General features: G+C 65.8%; 17 protein-coding genes. 7 read left to right on the top strand and 10 right to left on the bottom strand.

What is annotated here, in order from left to right; all coding sequences use genetic code 11:
• Positions 1-56: 56 nt before the first annotated feature.
• The 7 genes from OYT13_RS12945 to ygfZ form a co-directional block, all read right to left on the bottom strand.
• The gene (locus OYT13_RS12945) at positions 57-302 is read right to left on the bottom strand and encodes an acyl carrier protein (protein ID WP_026132055.1); all 246 of its coding nucleotides are present in this window, start codon (positions 300-302) and stop codon (positions 57-59) included.
• Positions 303-335: 33 nt separating this feature from the next.
• Positions 336-599, bottom strand: a complete 264-nt coding sequence (locus OYT13_RS12940; RefSeq protein ID WP_026132056.1) for a phosphopantetheine-binding protein — start codon at positions 597-599, stop codon at positions 336-338.
• Positions 580-1,248: a lysophospholipid acyltransferase family protein gene (locus OYT13_RS12935; RefSeq protein ID WP_017234539.1), complete on the bottom strand. Its 669-nt coding sequence runs from the start codon at positions 1,246-1,248 to the stop codon at positions 580-582. Before OYT13_RS12935 ends, OYT13_RS12940 begins: the two co-directional genes overlap by 20 nt.
• A gap of 157 nt (positions 1,249-1,405) precedes the next feature.
• Entirely contained in the window at positions 1,406-2,218 is an 813-nt protein-coding gene (locus tag OYT13_RS12930) for a beta-ketoacyl synthase chain length factor (protein ID WP_268566348.1), read from the bottom strand.
• 351 nt (positions 2,219-2,569) lie between these two features.
• Positions 2,570-3,403, bottom strand: a complete 834-nt coding sequence (locus tag OYT13_RS12925) for an NRDE family protein (RefSeq protein WP_017234541.1) — start codon at positions 3,401-3,403, stop codon at positions 2,570-2,572.
• The gene (locus OYT13_RS12920) at positions 3,394-3,699 is read right to left on the bottom strand and encodes a DUF4936 family protein (protein ID WP_017234542.1); all 306 of its coding nucleotides are present in this window, start codon (positions 3,697-3,699) and stop codon (positions 3,394-3,396) included. The genes OYT13_RS12925 and OYT13_RS12920 overlap by 10 nt, the downstream gene beginning before the upstream one ends.
• 23 nt (positions 3,700-3,722) lie before the next feature.
• Positions 3,723-4,838: a CAF17-like 4Fe-4S cluster assembly/insertion protein YgfZ gene (gene ygfZ, locus OYT13_RS12915; RefSeq protein ID WP_017234543.1), complete on the bottom strand. Its 1,116-nt coding sequence runs from the start codon at positions 4,836-4,838 to the stop codon at positions 3,723-3,725.
• Between the two features lie 182 nt (positions 4,839-5,020).
• Between ygfZ and mltG the strand changes: the two genes are divergently transcribed.
• The 5 genes from mltG (at position 5,021) to OYT13_RS12890 (ending at position 9,394) form a co-directional block, all read left to right on the top strand.
• Positions 5,021-6,016, top strand: a complete 996-nt coding sequence (gene mltG / locus OYT13_RS12910) for an endolytic transglycosylase MltG (protein ID WP_130026127.1) — start codon at positions 5,021-5,023, stop codon at positions 6,014-6,016.
• The gene (gene tmk / locus OYT13_RS12905) at positions 6,013-6,684 is read left to right on the top strand and encodes a dTMP kinase (protein WP_150562955.1); all 672 of its coding nucleotides are present in this window, start codon (positions 6,013-6,015) and stop codon (positions 6,682-6,684) included. Before mltG ends, tmk begins: the two co-directional genes overlap by 4 nt.
• A gap of 109 nt (positions 6,685-6,793) precedes the next feature.
• Positions 6,794-7,834: a DNA polymerase III subunit delta' gene (holB, locus tag OYT13_RS12900; protein WP_017234546.1), complete on the top strand. Its 1,041-nt coding sequence runs from the start codon at positions 6,794-6,796 to the stop codon at positions 7,832-7,834.
• 29 nt (positions 7,835-7,863) lie between these two features.
• The gene (locus OYT13_RS12895; protein ID WP_261938493.1) at positions 7,864-8,646 is read left to right on the top strand and encodes a TatD family hydrolase; all 783 of its coding nucleotides are present in this window, start codon (positions 7,864-7,866) and stop codon (positions 8,644-8,646) included.
• 73 nt (positions 8,647-8,719) lie between these two features.
• On the top strand, positions 8,720-9,394 hold the full coding sequence (locus tag OYT13_RS12890) for an ankyrin repeat domain-containing protein (protein WP_017234548.1): 675 nt from the start codon (positions 8,720-8,722) through the stop codon (positions 9,392-9,394).
• A 78-nt stretch (positions 9,395-9,472) separates the two neighbouring features.
• Here the strand turns inward: OYT13_RS12890 and otsA are convergent, their stop codons facing one another.
• The gene (gene otsA / locus OYT13_RS12885) at positions 9,473-10,903 is read right to left on the bottom strand and encodes an alpha,alpha-trehalose-phosphate synthase (UDP-forming) (RefSeq protein WP_261938494.1); all 1,431 of its coding nucleotides are present in this window, start codon (positions 10,901-10,903) and stop codon (positions 9,473-9,475) included.
• The gene (gene otsB / locus OYT13_RS12880) at positions 10,900-11,721 is read right to left on the bottom strand and encodes a trehalose-phosphatase (RefSeq protein WP_150562957.1); all 822 of its coding nucleotides are present in this window, start codon (positions 11,719-11,721) and stop codon (positions 10,900-10,902) included. Before otsB ends, otsA begins: the two co-directional genes overlap by 4 nt.
• 354 nt (positions 11,722-12,075) lie before the next feature.
• Between otsB and OYT13_RS12875 the strand changes: the two genes are divergently transcribed.
• Both OYT13_RS12875 and OYT13_RS12870 read left to right on the top strand, forming a co-directional pair.
• On the top strand, positions 12,076-14,664 hold the full coding sequence (locus OYT13_RS12875) for a sulfite reductase flavoprotein subunit alpha (RefSeq protein ID WP_268566347.1): 2,589 nt from the start codon (positions 12,076-12,078) through the stop codon (positions 14,662-14,664).
• Between the two features lie 109 nt (positions 14,665-14,773).
• A complete protein-coding gene (locus tag OYT13_RS12870) occupies positions 14,774-15,058 on the top strand; it encodes an acylphosphatase (protein WP_017234551.1) in 285 nt (94 codons plus the stop codon).
• A 16-nt stretch (positions 15,059-15,074) separates the two neighbouring features.
• Here the strand turns inward: OYT13_RS12870 and OYT13_RS25165 are convergent, their stop codons facing one another.
• Complete coding sequence (locus tag OYT13_RS25165) at positions 15,075-16,718, bottom strand: methyl-accepting chemotaxis protein (RefSeq protein WP_026132061.1); 1,644 nt, start codon at positions 16,716-16,718, stop codon at positions 15,075-15,077.
• Positions 16,719-16,843: the final 125 nt, after the last annotated feature.

Here is a 16,843-nt window from a genome sequence, read left to right as displayed (position 1 = left end):
GGGGTGCGCGGCAATGACGCTGGCGCGTCGGCGTGAAGTCGGGGCATGCCGGACGATCAGTCGTTGAGCAACGTACGCACGGCCGCCACAACGTCGTCGACGGTGCGCACGCTCTTGAACTCGTCGGGCTTGATGCGTTTGCCCGTCAGGCGCTGCAGTTGGATGGCAAGGTCTACGGCATCGATGCTGTCGAGGTCAAGCTCCTCGAACAGGTGCGCCTGCAAGGTCACCCGTTCGGGTTCGATCTCGAAGGTGTCGTGCAGGATGGTGCGCAAACGGGAAAGGATGTCTTCGTCGGACAAGGGCAACGTCAATGAACTCATCATTCGGTTTCCTTACTGGGTGCAGCCGCGCTCGCGCAGCAACTGGGCGAGGGTGGCAACACTGCGGAACTGGGCGCGCGCGGCGTCGTCGCCCGCTTCGATTTGCAGGCCGAAGCGCTTGCGCAGGGCGATGCCCAACTCGAGCGCATCGATGGAGTCCAGGCCGAGGCCATCGCCGAACAAGGGAATGTCGTCGGCGATGTCGTCCACCGCAATGTCTTCCAGTTCAAGGGACTGGACGATCAATTGCTTGATTTCAAGTTCTAGTGAAGCCATGTTGAGAAATCTGATCGATGAAAAAATGTTCGGCGAGCGCCGTCAGGCGTCTCGCCGCCAATGGGGCAAGCACGTCCTCGTTGGCGGGCGCGAAGCGAACCGGCGCGGCGGCCACGTGCTCGCTCAAGTCGTCTTCCAGCACACGAACGCGCAGGGTCGGCGTGGAGGGGGGGAGTGAGTGCCACCGGTGTTGTTTCGTATAGGCAGGCGGATCACAGTCGATCAGCACGGGCAGGATCGGGCAGTCATGTGCCAGCGCGATGTGCGCGAAACCCCGGGAGAACTTGCCGAGCTGGCCTCGCGACGGGCTGCGTGTGCCTTCGGGAAACACGATGAGGGGCACCTCGTCGGCCAGCGCCGCTTCGCTGGCACCGACGAGCGAGGGTCCGCCGTCGTTACGGAGATAGCCGGCCGCGCGTACGATGCCGGCGAACAGCGGGTTGCGCCAGTGCCGACTGGTGACGATGCAGCAGGCGCGCGGCATGAGTGAGAGCAACACCATGACGTCCATGTACGACGGGTGATTGGCGATCACGATGGCGCGGCCCAGGTGCCGCAGTTTCTCGGCATTCTGGATGTCGAAGCGGATGACGCCCAGGGCACGCGAAGCCGCGACGAGCGCGGCGAAGCCGTGATGCACGATAGCCATGGCGCAGCGGCGGCGGCGGCGCGTGGACATCGGAAGCAAAAGGAGTGCGGGGAATACGATCAGCGAAAAGAGGAGACCGCCGACGGCGAAGCACGACCATAGCCACAGCGACGCCGTGCGCCGCCGCAGGAGCTCCCACCGTAGTTGTGTACAAGAATCAGACATTGGCATGCCGTGCGTCCTCGTGCCATTCCCACTGCCAATCGTGGCGTTCGCCGCGCCAGAGGTCGCTGCCGCCCTCCAGCAGCGACGTGACCAGACTCTGACATTGCGCGCGGCGCTCCGCGTGCGCCTCGCGAGCGGTCGGCAGATGCATCGTGCAGGTCAGGCGCGCGGTGGCACCGGATTCGATCAGTAGCGCCAGAGCGCTCGCGCTGTCGTCGATCTGGCGCGACGTCGGGCCAAAGCAGGCCGGCGGCGCTTCGAAGGCGTAAATCACCAGCAGCGGCGAGTCGGGGGCCTCCCGATGTTGCGTCCATGCGTCGAGCAATGCGTAGCCAAGCGTATCGTCGAGCGCGGCGATGGCATTGATGGCCGAGCGGTCGTCGCGCGCAATGCTGAGCACGCCGGGGGTTGCATTGAGGACCGACAAGCTGAACGCGGTTGGCGAGGGCGGCTCGCCGCGAACCAGCGCGTCAAGCATTTGCGTGGTGCGCTGGATCTCGCCGTGCTGAGAGGCGTACACGACCCGGCACTTGGGCGGCAGCGGACCGCACGCCGTGGCGGCCGACAACGCCAGTCGGGCGAGCGGGCTCAGACGCCGGCGCAACATGGGATCGATGTCGCCGACCTCCGGCTTGCGGGCCGACGCTGCGTCATGTTGACGATAGGCCCACCGGCGCACAGGCAATGCCCAGTGGGCAACGGTGCGGGACGATCCAGCCGTCGCCGAGTGCGCGGGCACCGTGGGTAGCGGCGTCGATTCCCCAGCGGGAACGGCTTCCGAACTCCATAGGGCTGTGCGACGCATCGTTCGCGGGTCGATGTTGTCTGGCATGGCGTTTGAGTGAAAAAAAGCGATTGCCGCTTTGCTGAGCCACGCGCTGTTTCGCTAAATGCGTTGTCACGGCCGTCGCTCGATACGGCCGGATATGGCGGGAGATTCGATAATGAATCGGGTCGCCCTTCCATAGCCCCCCCAAAATGGTTGGCGAGCAATTATAGCCAAATGTAAGACACCGAAATATCTGTCAGGCGAAATTTGTGGCGTTTCCGCAGGAAATCAGGAAATGCCTAATGACAGTTTTGGGCGAACGTCTCGGGCGTCATCCAGAAACGGCGGGGCGCATCCCCTTGAGGCGACAAGCGTGAAGGGGTCGCACTATCGAGCGAGTGTGGCCTGGGCGGTGAAGGTGAAATCGCGACGGCCGGACAAGACCGTGGGCGACTGACCTGGCGTTACGGTGACTTCCGTCATGTCGACGGTGCCGTCACGATGGTAGCGAAGCAGGGTGGTGCATCGGGTCCCGTACGCGGGCGACGCAATGAATGCCGCCGATAGCGAGCGTTCCCACGCGCGTGAGACGCCCGTCTCCGGCAACGCGCTGTCGGGCGCTTCGCTGGCGTCGCGCATGATCCGCAGCAGGCTGGCGTCGTCGGCATGGTGTGTCAGTGCATGGGCGAAAGCCTCGCGACGGCTGACCAGCTTGGGCCAGGGCGTGTCGAGCACGGCGTTGGACAGACCGTGGACGCCGGGCGCGATGGCCTGAGCGAGTGGCATGGCGAAGGCGGCCGGTGCCGTGCCGCCGACGTGGTGGGCGCGATTTCCCAACCAGAACAGCTTGCCCGCCGGCAAGTCTCCCGCGAGAAGATTGAATCCTGTGTACTCGTGTGCGTGCCGTTCAATGCGCACCAGATCGTCGTCGAACGAAGTCGCATCGAGCATGGCCGAGACGAGCAGGCCACGCGATGGCGAGTCTTTCGGCGCCATTGGGGCGCGCCCGTCGCGAAAATTCGTCAGTGCGCTGAAGCGTCCCGCACGATTGACGCCCATCCACGTTCCACCGCCGCGTAGATCTCGGCCGGCAAGGACGTCCGGGCGATCGCGCCACCAGTGCAACGGTTCGGCGGGACGCTCGAAGAACTCATCGCGATTGGCGAGCAGGACCAGCGGCGTGGCGGCCTCGGGCTGCCAGGAGAAGACGATCAGGCACATGGTGGCTCGGCGTCGACAAAGCACTCGGCGTGACGCTCGCCGTCGATGCGCATCGTCAAGCCGGCCTCGGCGGCCAACGGCGTCAGCGCCGCGACGAACGCGTCGCTGACGCCGTCGTAGCGCTCCATCCACGTTGTGGTGCCGGCGGCGGTGTCGTGGGCGGAGGCGTCGGCGCGCCATTGCAGGCGCCCCGTGACGCCGAAGCGCGCTGCCGTCAGCGCGAAAAGTTGCGCGACGGCCAGACGAGCCGCGCCGGCGTTGTGCGATGAAACGCGGTAGTAGACGTAACAGTCCATTCTCGGGCGCCGCGGCGGCCGGGTCAGGACGCCGCCGCAGACGACGCGGGCGACTCCGTCGGGTCCACGATGTCGTACGGCAATTCGGCGAAGGTCAGCGCGGGGCCATCGGCGGCGCCAAGGCGCACATCGTCGGCTTCGCGCGCGGTGAGCTTCACTTCAACGAGCGCGTCGTAGCCGCCGTTCGGTGCCGGTGCCGCGTGCACGACCATGCCGCATGGCTGGTCCGGATCGCTTGTCTCGACGAGTTCCTGGCCCGGTGCGGGTTGCGTGGCATCGACGTGCGCCAGATGCAGACGCCGTTTGATGGTGCCGCGATACTGGCTGCGCGCGACAACCTCTTGGCCCGGATAGCAGCCCTTGCGGAAGTTCACGCCACCCACGACCTCCCAGTTCACCATCTGCGGAACGAACTGCTCCTGCGTCGCGCTCGTGACGCGCGCCACGCCGCTATGCACATCGAGCCATGCCGCGAGGGCTGGGGCAACGGCGACCACCCCGGGGGCTTGCGTCAGCGAGGCCCAGACCTCGGCGACACGCGCCACCGGCACGCTCCAGAGGAAGCGCGAGAGCGAGCGTGCCGTGCCGGCCGCCGGCAGTCGGATCAGGTGGGTCGCGTCGTCGCCGAGGGTTGCGTGGGCAACGGCCAGCGATTCGGTGGGCAGTGCGGCGAACGTGTTCGCGAGGACGGCCTCCGCCGCCGGGCCACCGACCTGCAGCAACACGTGCGTGGCAGCACCGTCGGTCAGCTTGACCTTGGCCCGCAGGACGAACATCGACAGTCGTTTCTGTACGGCAGCCTGCACCGTGGCGTCGCACGCCAGATAGATCGTGGCGTCGGCGGACGCATCGCGCCACATCAGGAAGGTGGCGAGCAGGCGCCCCTTTGCCGAGCAGTAGCCGGCCAGCCGCGCCTGTGCGGGCGCCAGGCGCTCGACGTCGTTGGTCAGTTGGCCGTGCAGAAAGCTCGCGGCATCGGCGCCGCTCAGGGCGATCAGGCCGGTGTCGCTCGCCAGCGCGACGAAGCTGCCGGTTTGCAAGGCGTCGAACTGGGCGGCGCGTGCGCTCGCGTTGGACAAAATATCGGGGGAATTCACGTCTGCCGCTTGCGGCAGGAGATCACGCCATTGGGAGGTCATAAACGAAGGTGGCTGTCAATCTGTGAGGGTTCGGCAAGTCAAAGTATTATATTGGGTCTTCCGCCAGAACGTGCGAGCTCGGTTCGACGCGCAAAACGCGCCGCTCGACGCCGTCGGCGCCACGCTGTCTGACCGAGTCCCCCGAACCCGCTGCCGTCGCTGGATGGCTTACCCTGCAATTCATGTCTTTCATCAAACGCCTGTTCGTACTGTTGATTGTCGCTGCGCTCGCGGCGGGCGGCGCATTCTATTATTGGGCGCAAGCCCCCTTGCAGTTGGGCAAGCCAACGCTCGACGTCACGATCAAACCCTACAGCTCGGTGCGCAGCGTGGCGACGCAATTGCGTACCGGCGGCGTGCCGGTACAACCGCTGTTGTTCAATCTGCTGGCTCGCGTCATGGACGTGGGGACCAAGCTCAAGTCGGGCAACTACGAGTTTGCGACCGGCATCACGCCATTCGAGGTGATGGAAAAGCTCGCGCGTGGTGACGTCAACCAGTATGTCGTGACCATCATCGAAGGCTGGACCTTCAAGAAGATGCGTGCCGAACTGGACGCGAACCCGGCGTTGCGGCACGACACGGCCGGGCTTCCCGACGCGGATCTCATGCAGCTCGTGGGCGCCGATCGTGCGGAAGCCGAGGGCATGTTCTTTCCCGACACCTACCTGTTTCCAAAAGGCACGAGCGACGTCGATATCTACAAGCGGGCCTATCGCCTGATGCAGAAGCGCCTGGACGAAGCGTGGGCCGCGCGTGCGCCGGGGTTGCCCTACACGACACCGTACGAGGCGCTTATCATGGCGTCGCTCATCGAGAAGGAAACCGGGCAGGCGGTGGAGCGCGGCCAGGTCGCGGCCGTGTTCGTCAATCGGCTGCGCAAGCGTATGTTGCTGCAGACCGATCCCACGGTGATCTACGGCATGGGGGATCTGTATACGGGGCGCCTGCGCAAGCGCGACTTGCAGACGGACACGCCCTACAACACCTACACCCGCGCCGGCCTGCCGCCGACGCCGATCGCGCTACCGGGCATGGCGTCGCTTGCGGCAGCGTTGAATCCCGCGTCGACCGACGCGCTGTACTTCGTGGCGCGCGGCGACGGCACGAGCCATTTCTCGGCGAACCTCCAGGAGCACAATCGCGCCGTGGACAAATTTCAGCGAGGTGAGCAATGACGCATTCCCCCGAGGCCACGGCCACTGTGCCGGGCAGGTTCGTCACGTTCGAAGGCATCGACGGCGCCGGCAAGAGCACGCACGTCAACGCCTTTGTCGACACGCTGCGTCAGGGCCTCGCCAGTGTGGGGCGCAGCGTCGTCGCCACGCGCGAGCCGGGGGGCACCCCCTTGGGCGAGGCGTTGCGCAAGCTCGTGCTCGATGAGCCGATGGATCTCGAAACCGAGGCGCTGCTGATGTTCGCCGGACGTCGCGAGCATCTGGCGAAGGTGATCGAACCGGCGCTCGCGCGCGGCGACTGGGTCGTCTCCGATCGCTTCACCGATGCGACGTTTGCCTATCAGGGCGGCGGGCGGGGGCTGTCACGCGACAAGCTGGCGATCCTCGAACAATGGGTGCAGGGCACGCGTCAACCCGATCTGACGATTCTGTTCGATCTCGATCCGGCGATTGCCGCCGCGCGGCTGGCGGGCGCCCGGGCGCCGGACAAGTTCGAGCGCGAATCGGCGGCGTTTTTCACACGGGTGCGAGATGAGTACCTGCGTCGTGCCAAGGCCGCGCCGGAGCGATTCGTCGTGATTGACGCCGCGCAAAGCATCGAGGCCATTGCCGGACAACTCGCGGGCGTATTCGCCCGTCTGGGCGTGCCCGGGCACGGGCCGCGCTGACGCGCGATAATCCGCTTGTTCGACCGACTCGCAGCGTCGGTATTTCGCGAATTCGCCATGGCGTAATTTCGCTGTCTCGCCCGACGCATTTATCGGCCAAGGAGCCCATATGCTGTATCCCTGGCAGTCACAGGACTGGACACGCCTGAACGACCTGCGCGCCCAGATGCCGCACGCGCTGCTGTTGCAGGCGGTGCCCGGCATTGGCGAGCTGGCGCTCGCCCGCACGTTCGCGCAGGCCCTGCTGTGCGAATCGCCGCGCGCCGACCACCTGCCATGCGGCACGTGTGGTGCGTGCCAGTGGTTCTCCAGCGGCAATCACCCGGATTTTCGTGCCGTCTGTCCTGAAATATTGGCCGATAGCCTGCCCGGTGCCGACGCCCGTGCCGACGCCGAGGGCGACAAGAAAACCAAGACACCGAGCAAGGAAATCAAGATCGAGCAGGTCCGCGAAGTGATCGACTTCGCGAGCCTGGGTTCGCACCGTCAGGGGCGACGCGTGGTGCTTCTCTATCCGGCGGAGGCGCTCAACGTGCATGCGGCGAATGCCCTGCTCAAAACGCTCGAAGAGCCGCCCGAGGGCGTGGTGTTCCTCCTGGTGACGACGCAGCCGGACCGTCTGCTGCCGACGATTCTGTCGCGTTGCCGCCGCATGGTGTTGACCCGGCCCGATCACGCGCAGGCAACGCAATGGTTGATGGGCGACGCGGGACTCGACGCCGCCACCGCCGCCGCGGTACTGGCCGAGACCGGCGGGGCGCCGCTTGCCGCCCGCGCACTCGCCGAGCCGGACGAGCGCGCCTGGCGCGACTGGCTGATCGGCCAGCTCGCGCAGGGCGCCGCGATCGACGGCTTTGCCTGTGCGGAACAACTGCACAAGGGCAATTTGCCGGGCATTCTGGAGACGCTGCAACGCTGGTGCTTCGATGTGCTCGCGCAGCGCATGACGGGCACCGTACGCTTCTTCCCGAGTCATGCCCAGGCGTTGCGCCGTTGCGGCGACGCGACGGACGACGTGCACCTGCTCGGCTTCCTGCGTGAGCTGGCGCAGCAGCGTCAGGTGCAAAATCACCCGCTCAATACCCGCGTGCTGCTCGAGGCCCTTTTCCTGCAATACCAACAGTTGTTCGGTGGGCCGGCGTCGCGTTGACGCAGGGCACCGGACACCGATCGCACATCATGTTCATCGATTCGCATTGTCATATCAATTTCCCGGAACTGGCCGAGCAGATGCCCGACTTGCTCGCGCGCATGCGTGAGAACAAGGTGAGCCACGCCCTGTGTGTCTCGGTCGACCTGCCGACGCTGCCGCAGGTGCTGGACATCGCAGCACAGCACGACAACGTGTATGCCTCGGTCGGTGTCCATCCCGATTACGAAGACACGCCCGAGCCGAGCGTCGACGACCTCGTGCGTCTGGCCGCCCACCCGAAAGTCGTGGCCATTGGTGAAACCGGGCTCGACTACTACCGGCTCGAAGGTCGCAGCATCGAGGACATGGCGTGGCAGCGCGAGCGCTTTCGCACGCATATTCGTGCCGCGCGCCTCACCGGCAAGCCGCTCATCATTCACACGCGCGCGGCCGCCGAGGATACGCTGCGCCTCATGCGCGAAGAGCAGGCGGGCGAGCCCGCCGGGGTGATGCACTGCTTCACCGAGAGCTGGGAGGTCGCACAAGGCGCGCTCGATCAGAACTTCTATATCTCGTTCTCCGGCATCGTCACGTTCAAGAGCGCCCGCGATTTGCAGGACGTGGCGCGGCGCGTGCCGCTCGAGCGCATGCTGATCGAGACCGATTCGCCGTACCTCGCGCCCGTGCCCTATCGCGGCAAGCTCAATCAGCCGGGCTACGTGCGGCATGTGGCCGAATTTATCGCCGATCTGCGCGGCGAGCCGCTGCAGAAGATCGCCGATGTCACGACGGAGAATTTCTTCCGCCTGTTTGCCACGGCAAAGCCCTGAACCGTAAGACCCGTACCCCTAATCGACCGAACTGCCTTTCCGTTATTCACCGGACTACCGACAGGAGCTCCCAATGCGCAAATTTTCGATGATCCGAGCCTGGATGTTGCTCAGCGTGCTTTGTCTGACGGCATGCGCCACGGCGGCCACTTCCAATAGCGCTCTGGTCAAGGCGGTCGTCTTCAACGACACAAAATCCATCGCCCAAGCGCTCAAGGCGGGGGTCGACCCGAATTCGACGGACGAAAAGGGCAACCCGCTGCTGGTGATCGCGATGCGCGAAAAGTCGGTGGACGTGGCGCGCCTGCTCATCGACGATAAGCGCACGGATCTCGATGCGACCAACGCGGCAGGCGAGAACGCGATGATGATCGCCTCGCTGCAAGGCCTCACGCCGATGGTCAAGCTGCTCATCGACAAGGATGCCGAAGTCAACAAGAAGGGTTGGGCGCCGCTGCATTACGCCGCGACCAACGGGCACGATGACATCGTGCAGATCCTGCTGGACGCGTCGGCTTACGTCGATGCCGAGTCGCCCAACGGCACCACGCCGCTCATGATGGCCGCTCGCGGGGGGCACATCACCACGTGCAAGGTGCTGCTCGATGGGGGCGCGGATGTCCGTCTCAAGAACCAGATCGGCATGACGGCCATCGACTTTGCCAAGCAAACCCACCAGAAGGAAATCGCGGACGGCCTGCAAAAACGTTTGGCACAGGTGCAGCAGTCGCGTCCGGCGGGCAAGTAAGACCGTCCGCCCGTCGCGACCTTATCGTGGCAGATCATGGCGGCGCGTCGTGCGGCTCGCCGCGCCCTCTGGCGACGTTCACCCGTCGACTGAGGCCGCGGCCGGTTGCGTACGCAGCAAGGCTGGTTTAGCGGCGGTCGTCGGCGGTCGCAGATCGGCGATGAACCGGTTGCGCCACGTCGACAGATTGTGCTCGCGCAGCGTCGCCATCATGCTGGCGTGGCGCGTCTGGCGCTCCGAAAGTGACATGTTCAGCGCCGTGCGCAACGCTTCGGCCATGCCGTCGATGTCATAGGGATTCACGATCAGCGCGCCGTCCAGTTCCTGAGCGGCGCCCGCGAAGCATGACAGCACCAGCACGCCGGGATCCGCCGGATCCTGCGACGCCACGTATTCCTTCGCCACGAGATTCATGCCGTCGCGCAGCGGCGTGACGTAACCCACCTGCGACGCCCGGAAGAACGACATCAGGACTTCGTGAGCGTAGCGTTTGTTGATATAGCGAAGCGGCGTCCAGGCCAGATCCGAGAAGCGCCCGTTGATATGCCCCGCCTCGGTTTCCAACTGTTGGCGAATTTCCCCATAGCCCGCCACGTCCGAGCGGCTGGGCGGTGCGACCTGAACGAAACTCACGGTTCCTTGCTGGTTCGGCCACAGTTCGAGCAGGCGCTCGAACGCGCGAAATCGTTCGAGCATCCCCTTCGAATAATCGAGGCGATCCACGCTCATGATGAGCTTGCGGTCCTGCAGCCCCTGTTTCAGATCGAGGATGTGCTTGACCGTCGCGCGCGCGGTCGCCTGCTGCGCAATCTCGTCGGGATACACGCCGATCGGGTAGACGCCCGTGCGCAGCGTGCGACCAAAGGCCGTGACGGTGCCGTCGTCGTGCAGGGTCGCACCGGCGTGGCGTACCAGATAGTCGGTAAACGCCGTGCGGTCGGTTTCGGTCTGGAAGCCGACGAGGTCGTACTCGCACATCGCGCGCACCAGCGCTTCGTGCGGCGGCACGGTCATGAGGACCTGTGGCGAGGGGAACGGAATGTGCAGAAAGAAGCCGAGTCGCTGCTGTACGCCGATCTGGCGACACGCCTGCGCGAACGGCAACAGGTGGTAGTCGTGCACCCAGATCAGGTCGTCGGGCTCAAGCAGCGGTGCGAGCAGCGCGGCAAAGCGCGCGTTGACGTGGCGGTAGCCGTTGTAGTCGTCGCGCTGGTAGCGCGTGAGGTCGTCGCGGTAATGGAAGGTCGGCCACAGGGTCGCGTTCGAAAAGCCACGATAGTAGGTGTTGTAGTCGCGGCGCGTGAGCGGCACGGTCGCGAACGTGACGTTGTTGCGGTGGGCGATCTCGGGCACCGTGGCCGGCTCGGCGTCGATTTCCCCATTCCAGCCGAACCACATGCCGCCGGTATCCTTGAGTGCTTCGTACACACCGATCGCCAGTCCGCCTGCGGTCGGTTTGCCCTCGGTGATGGGGGCGACCCGATTCGATACGATGACCAAGCGACTCATGCTCCGTTCTCCTTTGAGGGTGGGGGCGGGCTGGCGGGGGGCAATGTCAGCAGCCAGGCCGTGAGGGCCTCGGGCGACGGCAGACGGTGGCGGGCACACGTCTCGCCGTCGCCGATCTTGATCGTGATGCCGCCCAGCGCATTCACCTCGGCAAACCCGGCCTCGTCGGTCAGGTCGTCGCCCGCGAAGAGCGGCGTTCGACCGGCGAACGGCGCCTCTTGCAGCAAGGTGGTAATGGCTCGGCCCTTGCTGACGTGGCGCGCACGCAGCTCGAAGACCAGCTTGCCGGGTTGCAGCACGAAGCGCTCGGCATGCAGTTCGGCCAGGGCGCGCATGGTATCGCGCGCCACGCTTGCCAGTTCAGGGGCCCCACGGTAGTGCAGCGCCAGCGCGCTGCCCTTGTTCTCCAATAATAGGCCGGGGTGCTGGGCGACGAGCGCGTGCAGCGGCGCGATCATCGACGCAATTCGCTCCGCGTCGACGGCATAGCCCTCGGCGCGAACGCGTTCGCCGTCGGCATGGCGGATTTCCGCCCCGTGCAGGCCGGCGGCGGGCACGCGTAACGGGGCGAGCAGGCCGTCGATATCGTCGATGGCGCGCCCCGAGACGACGGCGATGGCGCCGCACGCGCGGTGGAACAGGCTGGCGAGAACATTGGCCGTGTCGAGCGGCAGTCTGACCGCGTCGGGACGCGGTGCGAGCGGGGCCAACGTGCCGTCGAGGTCGAAAAAGAAGGCGACCGTGGTGACATCGACGTGGCAAGTGTCGGCCGGTGTCGTGTCGCGTGTCGCGGGCGGGGAAGACGCTAGGGGTTGCATGGCACTCCGTCGCTATCGTGCCGCAGGTCGATAGGTCATCGCCGGGGCCGAGCGGCGGGCGCAGGGGAGGGCAGACGAGACGTGACGTGCGGCGGTTCGGTGGGCGGGAGCGCGGACATCCGCGCGGAAGACATCATCCTACCCCGTCAAAAACCGACAGGAAGTCGTCCGTTCAATGAAACGCTTGTCGGATGACGCCTACAAGGTTTGGAAAGTTAAATTGGTATTGAATATGAGAATCGTTTGCAATAACATTCCACAATTGCCGTAAAGTAGACGATCGGGGACGGCGGCACGGCATACCTGCCGCGCATGCGCCGATTCCGGCGCTCGAATGTGCGCCGGACGATAACGATGATGAAAAGACTCTGGTTTCAGTTGCATTGGGCTTTCGGCATTACCGCCGGGCTGGTGTTGGCCGTCGTCGGTCTGACCGGCGCGCTGCTTTCTTATGACGACGCCCTGACTCGGGCCTTCAGTCCGGGCGTGATGACCGTAGCGGTGCGCGACACGGCGCCGCTGCCGATTCCCGAGTTGCTCGCGCGCGTGCATGAGGCGGCGCCCGACCGGCGCGTTCTGCTCATGACGATGACGCGCGCGCCGCAAGACGCGGTCGGCGTGCGGCTGTCCGTGGGCGATGGGCCGCGCGGCGAGACGTATTTCGTCGACCCCTACACCGGGCAGATGCTTGGCCGGTCGCAGGCCGATGCCGTCTTCCGGTTCATTATGGATATTCACCGTTTCCTCACGGTGGACGGAATCGGCAAGCAGATTACGGCGGCGGCCACCATGCTGCTGTTCGTGCTGGCGCTGAGCGGCCTGTATCTGCGTTGGCCGCGACGGGTGGGTCACTGGCGAGCCTGGTTTCATATCGATCTCAAGAAGCGCGGTCGTCCATTCCTTTGGAACCTGCACGCCGTGATCGGCACGGTGGTGCTGGTGCCGTATCTGCTTTCCGCCACGACAGGCTTGTATTGGTCATACGACTGGTGGCGCGGCATGCTGTTTTCCATCGCGGGTGTGTCGCCGCCGGTGCGCAATAAGCCGGCTGCCCCGCCGACGCGGCGCGCGCACGGCGAAGGCAAGCCGGCGGCGCTGCCGGATCTGGCCGCGACGACGACATCCGAGATGACCACGGCGTGGCGCAGCTTCACCGGGCACGTGCCGGACTACACCAAGGTGTCCCTGCGTCCGGCGCAGAAATCCGGTGGTCCGCTGCAGGTGACGTGGCTCGACACGTCGGCGCCGCACGAGCGGGCGTTCAACCGTCTGGAGATCGATGCGGCGTCCGGCGCGATTCGCAACGAAGACCGGTACGCTCAGAAAACCACGGGCGGCCAATGGATGGCGAGCATCTACGCGCTGCATCGCGGCAGCTTCTTTGGACCCGCGGGCGTCGTTGTCATGATGCTCTCGAGCCTGATGATGCCGGTGTTTTTCGTCACGGGCTGGATGTTGTATCTGGACCGGCGCAGGAAGCAACGCGCGCTGGCGGCATCGCGCCCGGTCGTGGCGAGGTCTGGCTCGCCGGTCGCTGCGGGGGGGACGTTCGCGGACGATGGGGTGCTGATCGGCTACGCCAGTCAGAGTGGCGTGGCGGAAGACCTTGCGTGGCAGACCGCCGGCATGCTCGAAGGCGCGGGCGTCCGGGCCCAGATCCAGCCGCTGGCGCGCATCGGTCAGGCGCAACTCGGCTCGGCCAGGCGGGCGCTGTTCATCGTCAGCACGTTCGGCGATGGCGAGCCGCCCGACAGCGCGCGCCGCTTTGCACAGCAATTGATGAATCGGGCGATGGCCTTGCCGACGTTGCGCTTCGCGATGCTCTCGTTGGGGGACAGTCATTACGACCGATTCTGCGGATTCGGCCGCAAACTCGATGGTTGGCTGCGTGCGCAGGGCGGCGTGGCGGCATTCGAGCCCATCGAAGTCGACCGTGGCGATCCGGGCGCGTGGGTGCGCTGGCAAGACCGGCTTGGCGAGTGGTTCGGCCATCCGCTGGCGGCGTCGAAGCCACACGACGGCCCCCGCTTTCAGCCGTGGACGTTGGTCGAGCGCGACCTGCTCAATCCCGGCAGCGCTGGTTTGCCGGCCTTTCACCTGGCGTTCACCCCGCCGTCGGGCGTGCAATGGATGGCGGGCGATCGGGTCGACGTGCGGCCGCGCCACTCGGTCGCACGCGTGGACACTTTCCTCTCGAGGAGTGTCTGGGCACGCGACGTGCGGGTGAGTGTCGCTGGGCGCGAGACGACGCTGGGCGACGCGTTGCGCGAACGCCTGTTGCCCGACACCGCTCCGCCGGCAGGCATCGATCTGCACGATTGGCTGGCGCGTCTGGCGCCGTTGCCCGTGCGCGAGTATTCGATTGCATCGACCTGCGACGAGGGGCGACTGATGTTGCTCGTGCGCCAGGTTCGCCATCCCGATGGCTCGCTGGGCCTGGGTTCCGGCTGGCTCACCGAGGGCGTGGCGTTGGGCGAGTCTGTGTCGATGCGGGTGCGTCCGAATCCCGGCTTTCACGGCCCGGCGGCGGGGCGCGGCATGATCCTGATCGGTAACGGCACGGGATTGGCCGGACTGCGAGCGCACCTTGCCGAACGTATCGCTAACGGACAGCGGCGCAACTGGCTGATTTTCGGTGAGCGTCACGCGGCGCACGATGATTTCCACGACGCGACGTTGTGTGCATGGCACGCGCAGGGCGGCATTGCCTGCCTCGACCGCGTGTATTCGCGTGACCAGGCGCAACGCCGCTACGTCCAGGATCGGGTGCGCGAAGCCGCACAGGACATTGCGGCCTGGGTGGCGCGCGGCGCGTCGATTTATGTGTGCGGCAGCCTCTCCGGCATGGCGCCCGCAGTGGATGCCGCGCTGGCCGACGCCATCGGAACGGACGTCCTGCTCGACCTGTCGGCGCAGGGACGCTATCGCCGCGACGTGTATTAGACGTGCCGAGGCGGTGTGCTAACGTAGTGACAGGGCCCGGTCTCGATCGGGCCCCTCGTCCGTTGGTTTCGCGTGGACTTGCCCATCGTCCATCACCGTAGGAGGGGCCATGACGGCAACGTGGCAGATCGTAGTGCATGGGCTGGTGCAGGGCGTCGGCTATCGCGCCGCGTGCGTGGACGAGGCGCGCCGGATCGGACTCCGCGGTTGGGTACGCAACCGGCGCGACGGTACGGTCGAGGCCATCGCGCAGGGGGAGCCCGATCAGCTACTCGCGTTGTGCGAATGGATGCGCGAGGGGCCGCAGCACGCGCAGGTCTCGTCGTGCGAAGTCGACAAGGCCTGGGTTGCGGATTCGCCGATCAAAGGCTTCGAGCAGCGCGCGAGCATTTGATCGGCGGTGGCGATCCTCAAGCCGCGAGCGCCAGTCTGCCCTGGGGCGTGTCGAGCGTCGCGACGGTCTCGTTGAGCGCGGGGGGCCGCGCGGCTTCGTGAGCCGACAGTCGGAACAGCGCGACCGACTCGCGCAGGCGCATGGCCTGCGTTTCCAGCGCGGCAGCCGCGGCGGAAGCCTCTTCCACGAGCGCGGCGTTCTGCTGCGTCATCTCGTCCATTTGCGTCACGGCCCGGTTGACTTGTTCGATCCCGCTCGACTGCTCCACACCGGCCGCCGAGATTTCGCCCATGATGTCGGTCACGCGTTTGACCGACTGCACGACATCCACCATCGTCGCGCCCGCGCGCTCGACCAGGCGGGTGCCCGTCTCGACGCGGTTACCCGACGCCTCGATCAAGCCCTTGATTTCCTTGGCCGCCGACGCGCTGCGCTGGGCCAACGTGCGGACCTCGCCTGCCACCACGGCAAAGCCGCGGCCCTGCTCGCCAGCGCGGGCGGCTTCGACCGCTGCGTTGAGCGCCAGGATGTTCGTCTGAAAGGCGATGCCGTCGATGACCGTCAGGATATCGGTGACTTTTTGCGACGCCGCGGCGATGTCGCGCATCGTCGTCACGACCTCCTGCACCACGTCGCCACCGCGCGACGCGGTCTCCGACGCGGTGACGGCGAGTTGGCTGGCGGCTCGGGCGTTTTCGGCATTTTGTTTGACCACGGCGGTCAGCTCTTCCATGCTCGCCGCTGTTTGCTCCAGCGACGACGCTTGCGCTTCCGTACGCTGCGAGAGGTTGGCGTTGCCTTCGGCAATCTCGTGAGCGTTCGCGTGAATGGCTTCCGTACTCTCGCGCACCGTGCCGACCGTGCTGGCGAGACCGTCGCGCATCCGGCCGAGGGCACCGAACAGTTGACCCATCTCGTTACGCGTGTGTTGCTCGACGCGCTGGCTCAGATCGCCGGCGGCCATCCGCTCGAAATGCGAGATGGCGTCGCGAATCGGACGCAGCACGGCGCGCGCGAGCATGGCGCGGCCCCACAGCGCGAGGAGCAGCGCAACGGCCAGGGTTGCCCCCAGGGTGATGCGCATGACGTTGTAGCGGTGCTGGGCCACGTCGAATCGGGCCTTTTGCCGCGCGATCTGGATCTCCTGCAACTCGCGCATGGCCGCGTCGAGCGCCGCATAGGCCGGCGGGGCGACGCGCGCCTGAATCTGATGGAACCCAGCGACATCGCCTTGTTTCAGGGCGTTGAGCGCAGGCGTGACGACCTGATCGAAAAAGGCGCGGCGCTTGGCGTCGGTTGACTTCGCCAACTCCGCTTCGTGCGCATCTTCTTTGGGACGTTTCAGATAATCGCTCCACAGAGCGTCCGACGCCGCGATGTATTGGCTGCCTCGTTTGAGGACTTTCGCCGACTCGTCCGGGTCGGCGCCCAGGCTGACGTATGAGGCATAGGCCGCCATCGCCAGGCGGTTGCGCAGCATCTGCTCTGCAGTTCCCTTGACCTCGGCCAGGGCCGGCGTGTCTTGCGTGGCCATCTCGCTCAGGGAGGCATTGCTGGACCCTAGCGCCTGGAGGCCCAGGACGCTAACGAGGACGAGTAGTGCGCCAAGCAAACCGAGGACCAGTGTCAGACTGGTCCGAATCGTAATGTTCTTATACATAGGGATCGATAGTTTGAATGCCTGGGCCGCAGAGTCAGCGCGCGCGGCCTCCCTGCCCGTCGGTGTCTCCAGAACGGGTCATAGGGATTATCGGCAGATGAGAGGCAGAACTTGAACCGTTCGGC

Origin of the sequence: Pandoraea sp. XJJ-1 (assembly GCF_026802345.1) — a bacterium.
Classification (GTDB): Bacteria; Pseudomonadota; Gammaproteobacteria; order Burkholderiales; family Burkholderiaceae; genus Pandoraea; species Pandoraea cepalis.
Note: the sequence above shows the minus strand (reverse complement) of the source record. Positions and strands in the feature narration are given on the sequence as shown.

What these genes read in the sequence shown, in the direction of transcription:
- OYT13_RS12940 (WP_026132056.1), bottom strand. Translation starts at nt 599, where the DNA reads ATGGCTTCACTAGAACTTGAAATCAAGCAATTGATCGTCCAGTCCCTT.
- OYT13_RS12935 (WP_017234539.1), bottom strand. Translation starts at nt 1,248, where the DNA reads ATGGCTATCGTGCATCACGGCTTCGCCGCGCTCGTCGCGGCTTCGCGT.
- OYT13_RS12930 (WP_268566348.1), bottom strand. Translation starts at nt 2,218, where the DNA reads ATGCGTCGCACAGCCCTATGGAGTTCGGAAGCCGTTCCCGCTGGGGAA.
- OYT13_RS12925 (WP_017234541.1), bottom strand. Translation starts at nt 3,403, where the DNA reads ATGTGCCTGATCGTCTTCTCCTGGCAGCCCGAGGCCGCCACGCCGCTG.
- OYT13_RS12920 (WP_017234542.1), bottom strand. Translation starts at nt 3,699, where the DNA reads ATGGACTGTTACGTCTACTACCGCGTTTCATCGCACAACGCCGGCGCG.
- ygfZ (WP_017234543.1), bottom strand. Translation starts at nt 4,838, where the DNA reads ATGACCTCCCAATGGCGTGATCTCCTGCCGCAAGCGGCAGACGTGAAT.
- mltG (WP_130026127.1), top strand. Translation starts at nt 5,021, where the DNA reads ATGTCTTTCATCAAACGCCTGTTCGTACTGTTGATTGTCGCTGCGCTC.
- tmk (WP_150562955.1), top strand. Translation starts at nt 6,013, where the DNA reads ATGACGCATTCCCCCGAGGCCACGGCCACTGTGCCGGGCAGGTTCGTC.
- holB (WP_017234546.1), top strand. Translation starts at nt 6,794, where the DNA reads ATGCTGTATCCCTGGCAGTCACAGGACTGGACACGCCTGAACGACCTG.
- OYT13_RS12895 (WP_261938493.1), top strand. Translation starts at nt 7,864, where the DNA reads ATGTTCATCGATTCGCATTGTCATATCAATTTCCCGGAACTGGCCGAG.
- OYT13_RS12890 (WP_017234548.1), top strand. Translation starts at nt 8,720, where the DNA reads ATGCGCAAATTTTCGATGATCCGAGCCTGGATGTTGCTCAGCGTGCTT.
- otsA (WP_261938494.1), bottom strand. Translation starts at nt 10,903, where the DNA reads ATGAGTCGCTTGGTCATCGTATCGAATCGGGTCGCCCCCATCACCGAG.
- otsB (WP_150562957.1), bottom strand. Translation starts at nt 11,721, where the DNA reads ATGCAACCCCTAGCGTCTTCCCCGCCCGCGACACGCGACACGACACCG.
- OYT13_RS12875 (WP_268566347.1), top strand. Translation starts at nt 12,076, where the DNA reads ATGATGAAAAGACTCTGGTTTCAGTTGCATTGGGCTTTCGGCATTACC.
- OYT13_RS12870 (WP_017234551.1), top strand. Translation starts at nt 14,774, where the DNA reads ATGACGGCAACGTGGCAGATCGTAGTGCATGGGCTGGTGCAGGGCGTC.
- OYT13_RS25165 (WP_026132061.1), bottom strand. Translation starts at nt 16,718, where the DNA reads ATGTATAAGAACATTACGATTCGGACCAGTCTGACACTGGTCCTCGGT.